The following is a 15468-nucleotide window of genomic DNA, read 5'->3' on the forward strand; positions in this document are numbered from 1 at the left end:
TGGAGGGTCGTGTACGCTGTACACCATGACTCAAAAGACGCAGACAATGACGTTCCATACCAACCACGGCGACATCAAAGTCGACCTGTTTGGCAACCACGCCCCACACACCGTTGACACCATCACCGGCCTGGCGAAGGGCACCCTCGACTACTCCACCAAGAACGCCTCCGGCACCACCGAAGGCCCCTTCTACGACGGCGCCATCTTCCACCGCATCATCCCCGACTTCATGATCCAGGGCGGCGACCCAACCGGCACCGGCACCGGCGGCCCAGGCTTCCAGTTCGCCGACGAGTTCCACCCAGAACTCCAGTTTGACCGCCCATACCTGCTGGCCATGGCAAACGCCGGCCCAGGCACCAACGGTTCCCAGTTCTTCATCACCGTCGCCGAGACGCCGTGGCTGAACAACCGCCACACCATCTTCGGCGAGGTCACCGATGAGGCTTCCCGCAAGGTCGTCGACGAGCTTGCCAACGTCCCGACCGGCCGCATGGACCGCCCCGTCGAGGACGTTGTGATCAACTCCGTCACCGTGGAGTAGCTTTATTTTTTGTCTTAGGCCCCGCCTTTTTGGTGGGGCCTTTGGCGTTCTTAGGTCTCGAGTGCCGTGAGTGCCAAAGGACGCACCCCTAAACATCCAGCCCATTGCTGACCAGGCACTATGTCGGTGCTACTTTTCGGAATTGCGTCCTTTGGCACTCAAGTGCCCGGGACGCGCACCACATTCCCATCTTGCCGAATCGCGACCTGGGAAAACGCCGAGCGCCCCGCGAAAACGCTTTATGTCAAGTGGTTGTGAACATGGTTGGGTGTTAGATCGTGATGGGTTGTGGGGGCGGGGCGGTTTGGGTAGTGGTGCGGATGATGCTGACTTCTGCCGGAATGCCTGTGCCAGCTGCGGNAACGCTTTATGTCAAGTGGTTGTGAACATGGTTGGGTGTTAGATCGTGATGGGTTGTGGGGGCGGGGCGGTTTGGGTAGTGGTGCGGATGATGCTGACTTCTGCCGGAATGCCTGTGCCAGCTGCGGTGTTCGGAAGTTGAGTGATGATGCCTTCGCGTAGCGCGTTTCGCATCCCCTCCTCGCGTTGGTGTTGCAGTTTGTCCCAGGTGCCGTCGAGGATTGCTTGTGGTGGGTAGTAGTTGATTCCACTGTGGGGAGTGGCGTTATAGACCGGCACCCATTCGTTGAGCCAGTTTTTGGCGTGGCCGAGTGTGGCAAACGTTTTCGGGTAGTAGGTCCTGCCTTTCATGGTGTGGAATACCGACTCGGTATGCGGATTGTCGTTGCTGGTGTGAGGCCGGTTAAATGAGCGGGCCACACCGTGTTTGGCGAAGAGTTTGCCGAGGCGTTTGCTTGTCATCGCACTGCCGTTATCAGAGTGCACGGTTTTCACGTGGGGAAAACGAGTCAGGATGTCGTCAAACATTGCTGCTGCTACGTGGCTGTTTTCGCGTTCTGCTACGACGCAGCCAACGATTGCGCGGGAGTACAGGTCAATGACCGTGTGGCATGCAAAGTTTTGTCCGACGTATTGTCCAGGCAAGAAGGTAATGTCCCAGCACAGTACCTGGCCAGGTGCTGTGGCGCGTACATGTGGCGGGGAGGCGTTTCGTTTGCGTTGAGCTTGCTTGGCTTTGGTGTTGTGTCGTTGGTAGAGCAATCGTCCATGTTTTTTGGCAACTCGGTAGAAACTGCGCAGGCTTGCCAGGTAAATCCCGTTGTTTAACGCGGCGTAAAATACCTGGTCCACCCCGGAATGTGGATTGGCGTCTAACAATTCCAAGATGCGCTCGACAGTGGTATCGGACAGTCGGTTGATCCGTCGTTTGTCGTAGGCAATTGGATCGGCAACACGTGGGCGTGGCTTCGTTTGATAGAACACGCGGCTGCGTGAGACTCCGATGATGCGCATTGCGTGAGTTTTCGAATAGCCACAGTCAACTAACTGGTCAATCAGTGTTTCTTCTGCGTGTTGTCCTTGGTCGTAGAGGCGTTGTTGGTCTTGAGTGAGGACTCTTCCGCCACGTTTGAGTCCACGCCATGTTGCCCTGGCATGGTCGCTAAAGCTTTTCCCAACACATCAGTGGCTAATTCAGCCCGCTCTGCTCTTTCTGTTGCCTTATCCAGGGCACGCTGCATAGCTTCCTCCCGACGCTTCGCATCGAGTTCGAGCTTGCGCTTTTGCTGCATCAACGCGGAGACTTCCTTGCGTAACTGCTGGATTTCAACGCACTCATCCATCGTCAACGTTCCAATCCTCCTTGGTGTAGTACGCGTGGTGAGATCACCATCGGCAACCATTGCTGTCCAGCGTCGCACGGTGTGGTCAGCAAGTCCATGTTCAATCAACCACGCTTCTTTCTGGCCATACGGCACCAGCTGATATTCAATGACCATCTCACGGATGTAGTCAGGTGAATACCTTCCCCGATATGCTTCATCAACGCTGCGTTTGGCTCGTTGAATACCATCTAAACCATCAGTGGTGGACTTTGATAACTGTAATGCGCGGGCCCAGCGCTTGATATCGCAAGACTGGATTGCCTGTCGGGTGCACCATGGGCCTTTCGTGCCGTACGGCAACCGGTTATAAATCGTGATCATTTGTCGCTGCTGTGCTGGATGAAACCACCTGCCAGAGCCAGTAGTGCGGTACGGGGAGAACACGACTGCTACTGCTTGAAGTGAGGCCAACGTGTCTTCATCGAGTACTTGCCCCGCTGCCAGCACACGCGGTGGCATTGCTAGGATCTCTTTGACTTCCTCGCGTGATGTTTTAGTCTTGCCCCCGTGGGTCCTTACCGGGGTTGCAACGGTCGGTGGTGACGTCAACGCTGACGGCACCAACTCAGGCAACTGTGGGTCGGTCATGAACAAAACCTCCTATGGATTGACGTTCACAACCATCCTGACACTAAGGGANTCCTTACCGGGGTTGCAACGGTCGGTGGTGACGTCAACGCTGACGGCACCAACTCAGGCAACTGTGGGTCGGTCATGAACAAAACCTCCTATGGATTGACGTTCACAACCATCCTGACACTAAGGGAAAACCAGGAATTTGGTGCGCAGGGAAGAGGTGCCTGCACCACATTCCCTCGCTTTGAGTTGGCCAAGTTGTAAAAGCCTAGCTCGGTGACGGCTAGTCAGCCAGCGGGAGTGAAAATGTTCGGGCAGAGCAAACAATTGTGTGCAAAAATATTTGCATTTATCCTGCAAGGAAACACTACTCATACTAGGAGAAGCCCCGTGAAACGTTTTAGAACCGCTGCTTGTGGTTGTGTTTGATGGTCGCATGGATCACACTCGGTCTTTTAACCTATGTGTGGAGCCCTCCGGGCAACACCATCTATATCGGATAAATGCCTAGAATCCGCTGCCATAAGGGCCGGTTCTGACGTGCTTCGAGTTTCTTGGCATACTCTTGCAAATCACGGCTAGCTTTCGCCTGTGTCATTGGCAACTGCTCGATCATTCGTTTATGGGACTCGGTCAGTGGATACTTCCGCTCTGCCATTGCCTGATTAGTCATCAGCAGACTCCTTCCTATCCCTGTTATGACCTAGTACGGATAATAGTAACAAAATCTCTAGGTCTGAAACCCAGTTCTTCGAAGTAGTACCCGGCGAAAAGGTTGAATTCGTCGGGTTAAATTTATTGTCGTATTCAAGAATTGCCCGAGTAAACCCGATATCTTCTGAAGACTTCAACCCTGACTCCAGCATTGGGGTCAAAAAATGCCAAACTGCATTTTGCTGAGCGGGATTTTCTGCAAGTGTCATATCGATTGCCCACTGAACACGTTCGTAGTACGCAGAGCGGTCATCAGCATTTGATTTCTGCGACAGTGACTTGGTGGCGATACCTAGCGTAAGTACGGCAGCTGCGGCAGCAGGTATCGCTCCTCGATATGAAAATATCGTCGCAAGCGATTCCTGCCAGGGCTTTTCCCAGAAGAGCACCAACCCCCAGTGCACCATGGCAAGGAATAACACGAAAGCAACGAGCAGAGCGGCAATGACTTGCGCGTTATTCCATTCGGCCCTGAAATTAATGTTCATTTTTCGCACGAGAATAAGGCTATCACTCAGATTCCTCCTGCTCAGATGGATTCCACAGTCCTCAAATTTACAAGATTTCAAGATCTGTCCCGGACTGGTTGAGAGGTGAGACTGGGGTGGAACTCCCCGAAGATACGGCCAATAGCCCTGGAAAACAGCTAGACCCCCAAATTCCGCATGTGCGGTGGAGGTCTGCAACGTCAATGTAGCATCAATCTGCGTTCTGATGTTTTTATGGCCGGGGCCTGCACCACATTCCAGCTTTTCAGCAGCCCAATCTGCAAAAGCCCAGGTCGTCGAGCGCGCGTGAGGGAATTTGGTGCAGGACCAACTCCTAGAAACTCCCCGACCCGCCAGCGGCCGTGAACCCCGAGCTGAACGTCGTGTTCACACCCGAAGAGGAGGAAGAAGCAGCCGAGTTCGCGGCGGCGACGTTGGTGTTGTGCCAGGACTGCATCGCAACGAATGGGATGTAGGTGGGGTACCAGTAGTCCTTGTCGTAGATGGCTGGGGTGGTGAGTTTGTGGCGGTCTTTGACGTCGCTGAACTCTTTGTCTTTGACGGCGTCGAGGATGATGCGGTAGTCGGAGAGGAGGTGGAGGTAGTCGTCGAGGAAGGTGGGGCTGGCGGGGTCCGCATCCAGCTGCCGGACGCGCTCCTCCAAGGAGACGAGTTCTTGGCGGAGGGTGGCGTCGTTAATTGAGGTGCGTGCTTTGGTGATGTCCCTGCTGAGGCGGGCGAGGTCGGTGCGGCGGGCGGTGGTGTCGCCTTGTTCGATGTTGAAGAGGCGGTTGATGTTGTCTTCGGCGTGGCTGGTGTGGGTGAGGGTTTCGGCGGCGTCGGCGAGTTGTTTGCGGGCGCGGTAGGCAGCGGCGTCGTCGGAGATGGGGATGCTGCTGATGCCGCCGGCGCCGGAGACGGTGTCGTGGAGTTTGAGGAAGCGGTCGCGGATGTCGCCCCATTGACGACGCAGCTCCGCATCAGCAAACGCGCTGGTGAGGGAGTTGGCGCGGACGTCGATGCCGTCGAGGCGCCCGGCGAGGTCGGCGTATTCTTTGGTCACGAGCGAGTAGTCCGCCCGCGCCTGCTCGATCAATCGGCGGCGCCGGTTGCGTAGCGCGACGCCTGTGCCGCCAACAACGCCTGCCAACACGCCGGATCCCACACCGGCGCCGATGCCACCCCCGATCCGGTCGTCGACTGCGGACTCGTAACGCTCCTGCTGCAGGCCGACGGTGTCCATGGCCAGGCTCGCGCCGGCGAACAGGGCGGCGGGGACGTTGTTGCTTTGTAGGCCGGGAACCATGGCGTCGATAACTGAGGAGACGCGCGATGATTCGCTGTGGAGGTCGAGGACGTCGGCGACGTCGTCGGCGGCGAAGATGGCGTGGTGGCGGTGCGCCATGTCGACGGCGAGGATGAGCGTGCCGTCGCGGAAGCCGTGTTTGTCCAGGATTTCGTCGGGGTAGTGGGCGCGGAAGTACTCCTCGATGGTGTCGTTGATGTTGTCGCGCGTGTTTTCGGCGTTGTTGAACGCGAGGATGTGGATGGTGCGCACGACTTCGGGGTGGTCGATGCGCTGCAGGTTCTGCTCGAGTTGTGCCTGGTCAGATGGGGTGAGCAGGCCGTCGGGGTTGGTCAGTTGCAGGCGTGGCGCCTCGGCGGTGGTGGCGATGGCGTAGTGCGCCGGGTCGGGCTCGTCGATGGCTGCGTAGGTACCCGCGCCGACGCCGCCGCCGATCAGCAGTGTCGCTGCGCCAATGCCAAGGATTTGTGACCATTTGCTCATGCGCCTGATTTTATCGAAGCTACCCCGCGCTCGGCAGGGCGGTGTTGTTGAGCTGCTCGAGGCTGTCGCGCAGCTGCAAAACAACGCCGACGTTTTCGTGGAAGATGTCCATGATGGAGCCGTTTTCGTCGAAGGGCGGTTGGGTGAGTTCGTGCGCTTCGACGACGCCGTTGCGGGTCACTTCACTGACCACGGTGTTGAGGAACGCGCGTTGTACTGAGTTCAGGTCGGTGGAGTGCAGCAGTTCCTTGAAGTGTGATTCAACGGCGGAGGCGTCCATTCCGACGAGTTCGCGCAGGAAGAGGCCGAGTTTGGCTTGGTGGGTGTCGGCGAGTTCGGCGGCGCCGTCGACGTGGGCGTTGAGGAGCAGCTCGCGTAGCTCGTCGAGGTCGTGTGTGCTGAGTTGTTGCGCGTTGCGGAGTTTGCGCAGCGCCAGGCTGGTGGTGTTGCCTTCGAGTGCGCGGCGGAGTTCTTCTTCGACGACGGAGCTTTCGCGTTGGGTGCCGCCGGTGGCTTGGAGGGTGCTTTGTTCGAGTTCGCCGAGTTCGTCTTCGATGTCGGTGATCACCACGGCGCGTTGCGCTTTGTCGAGGAAGACGGTGAGCCCGCGGACTGTTTTGCGGGCGAGTTCGAGGTCCTTGTAGGTTACGCCGTCCCACCATTGTGGGCCGGCGAGCGCTTCGAGAAGGGCCGCGTTGTTGGCAACGGTGGGAATGTTGGTTTTCTGCAGTAGCGCCGCGGCGATGGTCGAGACTTTCTCCGCGAGCGCGTCCCAGTCGCCGCGTTCTTCGAATAGTCCGAGTTCGAGCTGGTACATGAGGTAGTCGAAGCGTCGGGCTTGTTCTTTGTCGCCGGTCGCGGCGAAGGGCAGGGGCGCGAGTGCGGTCACGGCTTGTTGGTGGGTGTCGGCGTCGGCGGTGAGCCAGGGGGCGGCGTCGCTAAATCGTTCGAGGTAGGCGCGTGCTTCGGTGGGCACGAGGATGCTGCGGTGGGGCACGCTGCGCACGGCGTCCGAAAGATGCTTTGCGACGTCCCCTCGCACCTCATCCGTGGCCGTCAGCAGCAGGCGCGCGCGGGTGGTGAAGCTGCGCTGCGACAGCGAGATCTGGTGCGAGCCTTCCGTGGTGTTGGTGGTGCCGCTGAATTGGCGCACGTTGTCGCAGTAATCGAAAATGTAGAAACAGGTCTTATCGACGCCGGGGCCGAACAGGTTGGGGCGCAGGCGGGTCCCGCGGCCGACCATCTGCCAGAACTTGGTGGGGGAGTAGACGGGCTTGAAGAACACCAGGTTGACCACCTCGGGGACGTCTATACCTGTGTCGAGCATGTCCACGCTGATGGCGATGTCCAGGCCGGAGTCGGGCTGCTTGAACTCGGCGATGAGTGCTTCCGCGTTGTACACGCCGTGGGTGATCACCTCGGCGCGGGTGGCGGTGGTGGGGAAGATGGCCCGGTATTCGTCGGCGATGAGGTCGGCGTGGGCTTGGTTGCGGGCGAAGATGATGGTCTTGCCCAGCCGGTCCGCACCGTCGACCTTCAACCCCTTGCCGATGACCTGGCGCAACACCTTCCGGATCGTGTCCCGGTTGAGCAGTTTCGCGTTGATCTCGGCGGCGTTGACTTCCTGGGGTGCGGAAAGTGGGTCGCCGTGTTCGTCGACACCCCATTCGGCGTTCTCCCACTCCAGCTGCTGCTCGGGGGTGAGTTCGCCGTAGGAGATGCCCCGGCGCATGAAGGCGGTGCTGCCAGAGAACACCTCGTAGGGCACAAGGTTGCCCTCCTCGATGGCGTGGCTCAGGCTGTAGTAGCCGGTCGGGGTGTCGGGCTCGCAGCCGAAGAAGGTGTAGGTGTCGTGGGAGAGGTTGCTGCGCGGGGTGGCAGTCAGCCCGACGACGAGGGCGTCCAGGTAGTCGAAGATGCGTCGATAGCGCTGGTAGATGGATCGGTGGGCCTCGTCGACAATGATGAGGTCGAAGTCGAAAGAGTTGAAGCGTTGGCCTTCGCCGATCATGCCGATCATGGTCTGGTACGTGTTCACGTACACCTGGCCCTCGCCGGCGGGGTTGGTGGTCAGGTTGACGGGCACCGCCTCTGCGAGGTGCTCGTTGAACGCCGCGTGCGCCTGCGTGACCAGCGCTTTGCGGTCGGCGAGGAAGAGCACGTTGCGGATCCAGCCGGCCTCCAACAGCATGGACACGGTGGCGATGGAGACGCGCGTCTTGCCCGTACCAGTCGCCATGACCAACAGCGCGCGGCGCTTACCCTTGCCGAACGCCTCCGCCACGGACTGGATCATCTCCAGCTGGTAGGGCCTGCCGGCGATCTCGGTGATGGCGGCGCTGTGCGCGCTGAGCGGTTGGCGCTTGTCGCGCCGGGCGATGAGCGCCTCCATCGCGCGCACTGTTGGGTAGGACTCAATAGTGCGGGTTTCGTAGCCGGCACCGCCCGGCAGGTCGGCGTCCCTGTCCCAAAAGCGCACCTCGTACCCGGTGGTGTAGAAGATCAGCGGTACACGTCCCGTCGCGTTGCCGATGGCGTCGGCGTAGATCGCGGCCTGCTGGCGGCCGTCGTTAATGCTGCGGCTGGCCTTCTTCGCCTCCACAACGGCGATGGGCACACCCTGTGTATCCAGCAGCACATAGTCCACCTTCATGCCCGCCACCGGGTATTCCTCGATGAGCGTGCGGCCGCGGACAAACCCGGCATCCTCCAGCATCGGCGTGATGATGTCACGTCGCGTCTGCGCCTCATCCACCGCCAACTGCGGCGCCGGCGGCGTTAGCTTCTCCTGCTGCTTGCGGATCTGCTCCCGCAGCTTCGCGATCTCCTCCTCATACCCCGCAGCCTGCTCCAGCTCCCGCTGCTGCGCCTCATCCAGCTGCAGTTTGTACAGGTCAGCCTGCTCCCTCGCGGACTTCTCCTTCGCCGCCAGCGCCATCATCTGCCGCTGGTTCAACGCCGCCTGCCGCGGTGCCTGCTTCAAGATCTCGACGTCAAACGGCGCAATCCCCCGAATCGTCTTCCCCGAGAAGTGCGTAGTTGCGAACACCATCACGTCATACAGGTGCTTCAGCGCCTGCAGCGCCTCATCGCTGGTGATGTGCGCTTCGCTGTGCACCGCGGTGTTGCCGGCCTTGCGCAGGATGTGCATCTTGGAACGGATCGTCTCCGACAGCAGGCGCGAGAAGTCCGGGTTGGTCAGTGTATCGAAGATGTTGGACTGTTTCTCCAGCCCATTCAGCGCCGCGATATGCCCAATGACCTGCTCTAACACGAACCGGGATTGGAACATCGACGCGCGCGGGTTGGTCAGCGCGGCATCCTCCGCATTGCGACACTCAATAATGAGCTGGGGCCATGCTTGCCCAACGAAGCCAAAGTTGGACGGACGTGGAGTGATGCTCACCTGATCGCCTTTCTTCCCGGTGCGCTCGTTCGCCTGCGCGTTATTCTATACCGTTGCGTTGTGGCTCGAAACCTACTCGAAACATGCTCGAAACGGATTTACATGTTTTGACCTGGGTATATCACCCTACTCGAAATCGTTTCGAGTAGAGTGATCCACATGAATACTGCGGTAAAGGTTGATGAGTTACTTACGCGCCCCGAAGATCAGTGGTTTGAGCGGAAATCGTTTCGTATTAAACCGAAGGATCTTGCGAAGGCGATTATCGCGTTTGCCAACGCCGAGGGCGGGGTCATCGCTGTCGGTATCACTGATCGACAATTCGATGGGTTGCCTAGCGCACGGCAGGACAACGACTTACGACAATCGGCGTTTGATCACACCGATCCAACGGTTCGAGTCGAGATCGAGAGCCTTCGCATTGATGACGCCACTTCTGTATACCTATTCCATATTTTGCCTAGTGAGCGTGTACATTATTCCAATTCGGGGGAGTGCTTCCTGCGCATCGGGGATGAAACGAAGCAGCTGGGCCCCGACGGCATTTTAGAGTTGCGGTATTTGAAGGGGGAGCAGCAGTTTGATGCAATTGTTCCACCACGTGCTGAGCCTGGAGACCTCGATATGGCGCAGGTCGAGCGGTATGCGGAGGCGATTGGTTCGGCCTCGGCCCAAGATGCGTTGAGGGCGCGAAACTTGGTAGATAGGGTCGGCAACCCGCGGACAGCAGCATTGTTGCTTTTCGGAAAACATCCGCAGGAGTTCTTTCCAAACGCTCATGTTCGTGTGGTCCAGTTCAATGACATAGATCGGTTGCCGGGTCATGGTCAGCAAATTCTTTACGACGAACGCTTCGACGGCACCCTGCCAGAACAGATTCAGCAGGCCAGAACTGCGATTAGCAAGATTCTTCCAAAAGTGCGCCGTCTTGTGGGCAGTGGGCTTTTTGAAGAGGAGGATTTGATCCCGCCGGATGTGTGGCTAGAGGGTTTGGTGAATGCGGTGATCCACAGGTCTTACAGTATGGCTGGGGATCACGTCAGGTTCGAGATCTATCCTGATCGGGTTGAGGTGTCTAGCCCTGGCAGGTTCCCTGGCTTGGTGGACCCGTCGAAACCCGAAGCAATTGCGAGGTTTGCAAGAAACCCGTTGATTGCGCGTGGGACTGCTGAGTTGCGGATTGGGCAGGAGTTGGGGGAAGGGATTCGACGAATGATCGCTGGTATGCGAAAGGCGAGTTTTGCAGACCCAGTGTACCGGCAGACAAGTGGCAGTGTTGTCTTGACATTGAAGGCAGTGCAACGCCTCGACGAGTCGCTTCGTGCGGACTTGCCGCGCTACTCAACAGAGGTGCTTGCAGCCTTGCAGGCAAGCCCACATCCCTTATCGACGGGCCAAGTGGCCAACGCCCTTCACCTCTCGAACCCTCCCGTCCGCCGTGCTCTGCAAGCACTCCGGGACGCTGGACTCGTGCAGTGGAACGGAAGCGGTTTGAGGGATCCTCGCGCAACATGGTCAGCGGTCAGCCCGCTGCGTTACTGATACATGACCAACGAACAAAAGTTCCCCACGGGTGCGTGGGGAGGTTTGTGTGGCCCTCTAGTTAGTCATTACTTTTGCATCGCTTCTATAAGGTACGGGATTGAAGATGACGGGCATGGCCCTTTTGCATTGGTGCATTGGGGCGCATTTCGGTCCAGTGGCGTTTTGCGCGTGCCGTTGCCTCAGGGTATCTCTCGACTGGGAACGTTACCCCGAGTTCTTTCGCATTGCGGCCTGTGAGATAGCGTTCCTTTTGCAGTACATCGGTCATTTTCTTCGCGTCGCTCCCGCCGTCGTAGAGGTGCCAATACAGCCACTGCTCAAATTGAGGGTTCGTTACTGCGACTGAGATATTGCTCTTTTGTGCGAGCTGAAGAACATCACCCAGGGTGGTGTGTTGGTCACAATCGACGACTAGGAACGCGCGGTCAAAGTTGTCGGACTTCAGATGGTTCTCGCATGTATCAAGAACTCGCTTGGGTTCTCCCTTACTAGGTACAACCTTGATGTCCGTGGCCACGTCGTTGGAACGCAGAATTTGTGCGAGCCTTTGGAAGTAAACTTGCTCAGACTTTCCTTTGTCGCCTTCTACAACAATCAGAAGCCGACTTTTCAGCTTCCGCTTTGCCCTGCTCTTGGGCTTTCTGGGTGTACCTTTACGCGCTGCCACGTTCCCCATTTTCTTGCCCCCGTCGTGTAGGTGATAGTTCTTCAACAGCACTTCGCATTAAACCTGGTAATAGATACGGTAGCGCGCCGAATCGGCCTTCCAGGTATTGCTTTGCAAGATTTGATGCCGGTTTCAAATCGCGGAAGTCCTGCAAGTTATAGAGCGTACTTGCACCAGAGCTGTCTTTTTCGGTGAACCAGACTTGCTCTTTCGTCAGGTTCGCAGAAGACTGCGGCTGGAGCAGGGTTACGTCATGTGACGTGAAGATCAGTTGGGCCCCGTGTGGGTTTGTATCTTGATCTTGGAACAGTGCGACGATTGCTTCGGCGAGAATGGGGTGGAGGCTGGTATCCAGCTCGTCGACGCAAAAAATTGTGCCGTCGCGGAGCGCTTCTAAGATGGGAACGGCCATGGCGAGCCATGCCAACGTTCCGGATGATTCATCGCGCATGAGAAAGCCGGCGTCGGCGGATTCGTTGCCATGGTGATAAAACCGCAGTGTTCTGTTTACGAAGTCGTGGTCGATCAGACTTTGGCCTGATAGAGCTTTCCCGGTCGCCTTCAGGCCCCGTGCCGCAGATCGCTCGAGAATCTTGCGTATTTCCGGGGGTAACTCTCGTTCATCTACATCAATTCGCGTGATTCCGATATCCGCTACTGCTGCGAGTGTGGTGAGTACGTTCAACGGAATTCGTTCATCGGCGATATCCGCCGCAATTCGGTCGAGGCGTTGCCGCCGGGCACTGTCGCTGATGTCGTAGAAATCGACGCCAGCGATAATGCTTCCCACAAACGACTGCAGTTTGTCGTGACCTGCAACGTAGCCACGGGAGAGCACAAGTTCTCGCGGGGCTGGAGATATACGTGGTCCCAGATACTTATGCCAGCTGGTTATGCCTTGTTCGGCGTCTCTTTCCAGAAGTCGTGTTGGGCGGGAGGAGAAATAACCAAGCAGCAGCTCGTGTTCAATGCGGTTCGCGGAAATGGAGAATTCGTAGTGATATCGAATTTCTCGGGCCGCAAGCTCCGGGCCGCCAATGCCACCGGTTAACGTGAAATCGAGTGCAAAGAAGCTGGGGGAACGTACAGAGTCCTCATCTAGCTTGAATGGAGATCGACGATTTTTCTGAAATTCAAGCCATCTGCTTGCAGAGCATTGGATTGCCTCCATTGCATAGCGCATTGCGTCGAGTACCGCCGTCTTTCCTGACGCGTTGGGTCCAAAGATGGCTGCAACCGGTAGAACGGCATCGGCCCAACTCTCACCTTGACGAGGAACTGCGGTGCGCCAGGAGCTGCGCGTCATTTCCAGCGCAAACTCATCACGGAAGCTACGGTGATTCTCCGCAATAAAGCTAAGCAGTCTCATGGAAGTAAGTTTAGGTGAGAAAAGCTCATTACGGGAAAAAATTTCCCCAGAAAGGCTTAATAAAGAAAATGATGCGGTTTTACTAACTCACCGATTGCACAATCCTGTACACCGTTGCTCGGTCGCCTTGGCCACCTTCCATGGTGACGATGCCCTCGCGAAGCAGTGGCGCGAGTCCGTAGCGCACTTGGCCTGTGGAAAGTCCGGTATTGGCTGCCAGTACGTTCACGGTGATACCGCTACCTGTCGCGGAGAGTGCCTGGTAGATCCGGGGTACGTTCTTGCCCAAGGCTTGGAGGTTGACCAGTAGGAGTAGGTCTTCCTCGGTCGGGGAGAGTCGGGTATTGGAGCCTATGTCTTCCAGCCGGGCATCGTGTTCTGCGCTGGAGCGGGAGCCTCGTGGGAACAGTACGGTGAATTGGACGCTGGTGTTGATGAAGCGGGGCGTCGCTACGCGTGATTCGCGGCAGGAGGTGATCGCTTCGCGGGTGCCGCCGCCTTCGTCAGCGTGGTTGTCCGCGCGGCGGAACCCCGCGACAGCTTGTGCGCCCCGCGGACAGTTCGACCTGTAGGCAGAGGCCGCCCGGGGTGTCCGCCCCGCCGTCCGCGGAACTTTGTGACAACCCGACACTCCGTTTCATGTGAAACATAACTGGTCTGGGAGCAAGCAACAGTTTTACACTTTAACAGTATGGTTTTTGAAGTTTCACACTTTGATGACCTGCATGTTTAGCAGTTTGAATAGTGGGAAGCCCTCCTCAGTGCAAGCCCGTTGCCACAACATCCAGGAGTCCAATTGTTTCATGCCGATTTAGAGCACTACTTAGCCATTGTTGAGCGGGTTTATGTTGCGGTGCAGCGGAGTGGAAGGCATAAACGAGAATGTTGACATCAGGAATGATCATCGAGTACCGCCCACACAGCTTCTTTGTTGCTGAGATCAACTAGAGCCGGTCCGCCGCAATCGAAGGAGGGCAGGTTAACGGGGGTGTCTTCGGTACTGATGCGGGCTTCCTTCTTGAGGGCAGCGCGGACCGCCTCTTCGACGTATGAGCTCAAAGTGACATTGTTGGCTTTGGCTTGGACCTTCGTTTCTTCAAGGAGTTTCGGCGGGAGGTTTATCGTCGTGCGCATACCTTTAGGGTAGAAAGCATCAAGTCATCATTCAAGAGGTGCAATGATGTATCTGCCTTCAGGAAGCCGTGAAAGGTTGACTGGTGTCTTAATTCAGTGCGAGCGTCAGGATCAGTACTCCGATGGAGAATGCGAGCATGCCTAAGCAGTTGATCCAGAATGCGCTACCGAGGAAGTGGGCGCGGACATGGGCTGCTGCGGCCGCGCAGAAATAGGCGATGACTCCAATCATGGCTGTGATTCCTACGCCGGGGAACCAGAGGCCGGCAATGAGTCCTACGGCGGCGAGGCACTTGATGACAATGAGCGCCCACCACCAGTCCTTGGGGAGTTTGACGCCGCTGAGGCAGGCTTCGATGAAGGGGACTGGTTTGAGGGAGAGGGCGGCGTCGCCAAGCAGAATGGCTGCTAGTAGAAGGGAGGGCCAGGCTGGGGAAGATTCTAGGATCATTGGGTTACTCCGAATGCGGTGTTGAGGCGTTCGATCGATGAGGCGGCTTGGGATGTGAGGTGCTCGGTGTCGTAGATTCCGGCGGCCCAGCCGATGAGTAAGCCGAGGTAGACGTTGTACAGCAGGTCGGCGTACTCGGCCGCATCGGCGCTGCTGAGCCTGGTGCCGAGTCGCAGGGTGATTTCATCGGTCAGGAGCGTTTTGAGTGCGGTGAGCGCTTCGCCTTGATTGCCTTGTTGGATGAGTGCTGCGCCAAAGGCGCGGGAGAGCTCTTCGTGGCCGGTAAACATCTGGAGGAAAGGTCTCAGGACATCGAGAAGGCTATCGGATTGTCCCCGGATGTCATCGTGGAGTTCTGAAATGTGTTGGCCAATGGTGCGGATGAGCAGCGTTTGTTTGTCGCCGACTCCCATGACGGTTCCCACGCTAACGCCAGCTTCGGATGCGATAGTCCGGATGCTGGTGGTGGCGTAGCCCTGAGTGAGGAAGAGTTCGTAGGCGGTGGCTAGGACCTTGCTGACGGTGCCAGCTTTGGCGGCCGAGCGCGATGAGTGAACGTGTTCAGTGAACATGTTCAAAAGGGTAGCTCTTGATGGTTTCGAGGTCAATGACGCCGAAGTGTTGACAGTTGGCGCTAGGCCAGCGTGGGGAAGACGCGGTCGCGCAGCAGGTGTGCAAGCTCGCGGTCGGGGGCTGCTGGGTTGACCCAGGCGGTGTCGCCGATTTCGGCGGCGGCATGGGGTTCGTCGGCGGTGACGGTGCGGGTGTAGGTGAAGATGGTGCCGACGACGACCTCGCCCGGTTCGTTGGCGGCGGGAGCGTCGAAGGTGCCGAGTTTGTTGAGGCTCTCGGCGTCGAGGGTGAGGCCTACTTCTTCGGCAACTTCGCGCAGGGCGGCGTCGACAAGCGCCTCGCCCGCCTCGGGCTTGCCGCCGGGCAGTTGGTACTTGGTGGAGGACTTCTTGCGCACGGTAAGCACGTGGCCTTGTGGGTTGCGGATGACGACGGCTGCTACTTCAATCATGGCTGCTGATTGT

Annotated in this window: 15 protein-coding genes; 2 read left to right on the forward strand and 13 right to left on the reverse strand. The window is 57.8% G+C overall.

Features of this window, described 5'->3' with window-relative positions; all coding sequences use genetic code 11:
• The first annotated feature begins 25 nt into the window (after positions 1-25).
• The gene (locus BQ4436_RS02955) at positions 26-547 is read left to right on the forward strand and encodes a peptidylprolyl isomerase (protein WP_070363359.1); all 522 of its coding nucleotides are present in this window, start codon (positions 26-28) and stop codon (positions 545-547) included.
• Positions 548-946: 399 nt separating this feature from the next.
• On the opposite strand, the gene BQ4436_RS02960 is transcribed toward BQ4436_RS02955, so the two are convergent.
• From BQ4436_RS02960 to BQ4436_RS02985, 6 genes are all read right to left on the reverse strand, one after another.
• On the reverse strand, positions 947-1921 hold the full coding sequence (locus BQ4436_RS02960) for an IS3 family transposase (RefSeq protein ID WP_070975143.1): 975 nt from the start codon (positions 1919-1921) through the stop codon (positions 947-949).
• 41 nt (positions 1922-1962) lie between these two features.
• Positions 1963-2880 carry a hypothetical protein gene (locus BQ4436_RS11890; protein ID WP_143000740.1) on the reverse strand — a complete coding sequence of 306 codons (918 nt, stop codon included), beginning with the start codon at positions 2878-2880 and terminating at the stop codon, positions 1963-1965.
• Between the two features lie 478 nt (positions 2881-3358).
• A complete protein-coding gene (locus BQ4436_RS02970) occupies positions 3359-3541 on the reverse strand; it encodes a hypothetical protein (protein WP_070363358.1) in 183 nt (60 codons plus the stop codon).
• Positions 3534-4079 carry a hypothetical protein gene (locus BQ4436_RS02975; RefSeq protein WP_143000781.1) on the reverse strand — a complete coding sequence of 182 codons (546 nt, stop codon included), beginning with the start codon at positions 4077-4079 and terminating at the stop codon, positions 3534-3536. Before BQ4436_RS02975 ends, BQ4436_RS02970 begins: the two co-directional genes overlap by 8 nt.
• A 325-nt stretch (positions 4080-4404) precedes the next feature.
• Positions 4405-5859 (reverse strand): DUF5129 domain-containing protein, encoded by a 1455-nt coding sequence (locus BQ4436_RS02980; protein WP_070975472.1) that lies wholly within the window; start codon positions 5857-5859, stop codon positions 4405-4407.
• 19 nt (positions 5860-5878) lie between these two features.
• The gene (locus tag BQ4436_RS02985; protein WP_070975473.1) at positions 5879-9265 is read right to left on the reverse strand and encodes a DEAD/DEAH box helicase family protein; all 3387 of its coding nucleotides are present in this window, start codon (positions 9263-9265) and stop codon (positions 5879-5881) included.
• Between the two features lie 159 nt (positions 9266-9424).
• Between BQ4436_RS02985 and BQ4436_RS02990 the strand changes: the two genes are divergently transcribed.
• Positions 9425-10807: an RNA-binding domain-containing protein gene (locus BQ4436_RS02990; RefSeq protein ID WP_070363638.1), complete on the forward strand. Its 1383-nt coding sequence runs from the start codon at positions 9425-9427 to the stop codon at positions 10805-10807.
• An 85-nt stretch (positions 10808-10892) separates the two neighbouring features.
• Here BQ4436_RS02990 and BQ4436_RS02995 read toward each other — a convergent pair whose 3' ends face one another.
• From BQ4436_RS02995 to BQ4436_RS03025, 7 genes are all read right to left on the reverse strand, one after another.
• Positions 10893-11477, reverse strand: a complete 585-nt coding sequence (locus BQ4436_RS02995) for an RloB family protein (RefSeq protein ID WP_168156208.1) — start codon at positions 11475-11477, stop codon at positions 10893-10895.
• Positions 11464-12846 (reverse strand): AAA family ATPase, encoded by a 1383-nt coding sequence (locus tag BQ4436_RS03000; RefSeq protein WP_070975474.1) that lies wholly within the window; start codon positions 12844-12846, stop codon positions 11464-11466. The genes BQ4436_RS02995 and BQ4436_RS03000 overlap by 14 nt, the downstream gene beginning before the upstream one ends.
• An 82-nt stretch (positions 12847-12928) precedes the next feature.
• On the reverse strand, positions 12929-13477 hold the full coding sequence (locus tag BQ4436_RS03005; RefSeq protein WP_070975475.1) for a winged helix-turn-helix domain-containing protein: 549 nt from the start codon (positions 13475-13477) through the stop codon (positions 12929-12931).
• A 260-nt stretch (positions 13478-13737) separates the two neighbouring features.
• Complete coding sequence (locus tag BQ4436_RS03010) at positions 13738-13980, reverse strand: YlcI/YnfO family protein (RefSeq protein WP_005292604.1); 243 nt, start codon at positions 13978-13980, stop codon at positions 13738-13740.
• Between the two features lie 88 nt (positions 13981-14068).
• Positions 14069-14431 (reverse strand): DoxX family protein, encoded by a 363-nt coding sequence (locus BQ4436_RS03015; protein ID WP_005292602.1) that lies wholly within the window; start codon positions 14429-14431, stop codon positions 14069-14071.
• Entirely contained in the window at positions 14428-15003 is a 576-nt protein-coding gene (locus tag BQ4436_RS03020) for a TetR/AcrR family transcriptional regulator (RefSeq protein WP_005292598.1), read from the reverse strand. Before BQ4436_RS03020 ends, BQ4436_RS03015 begins: the two co-directional genes overlap by 4 nt.
• A gap of 62 nt (positions 15004-15065) precedes the next feature.
• Positions 15066-15455, reverse strand: a complete 390-nt coding sequence (locus BQ4436_RS03025) for an NUDIX hydrolase (protein WP_005292595.1) — start codon at positions 15453-15455, stop codon at positions 15066-15068.
• Positions 15456-15468 lie beyond the last annotated feature (13 nt).

The sequence above is a fragment of the Corynebacterium sp. MC3 genome (assembly GCF_900099485.1).
Classification (GTDB): Bacteria; Actinomycetota; Actinomycetes; order Mycobacteriales; family Mycobacteriaceae; genus Corynebacterium; species Corynebacterium pseudogenitalium.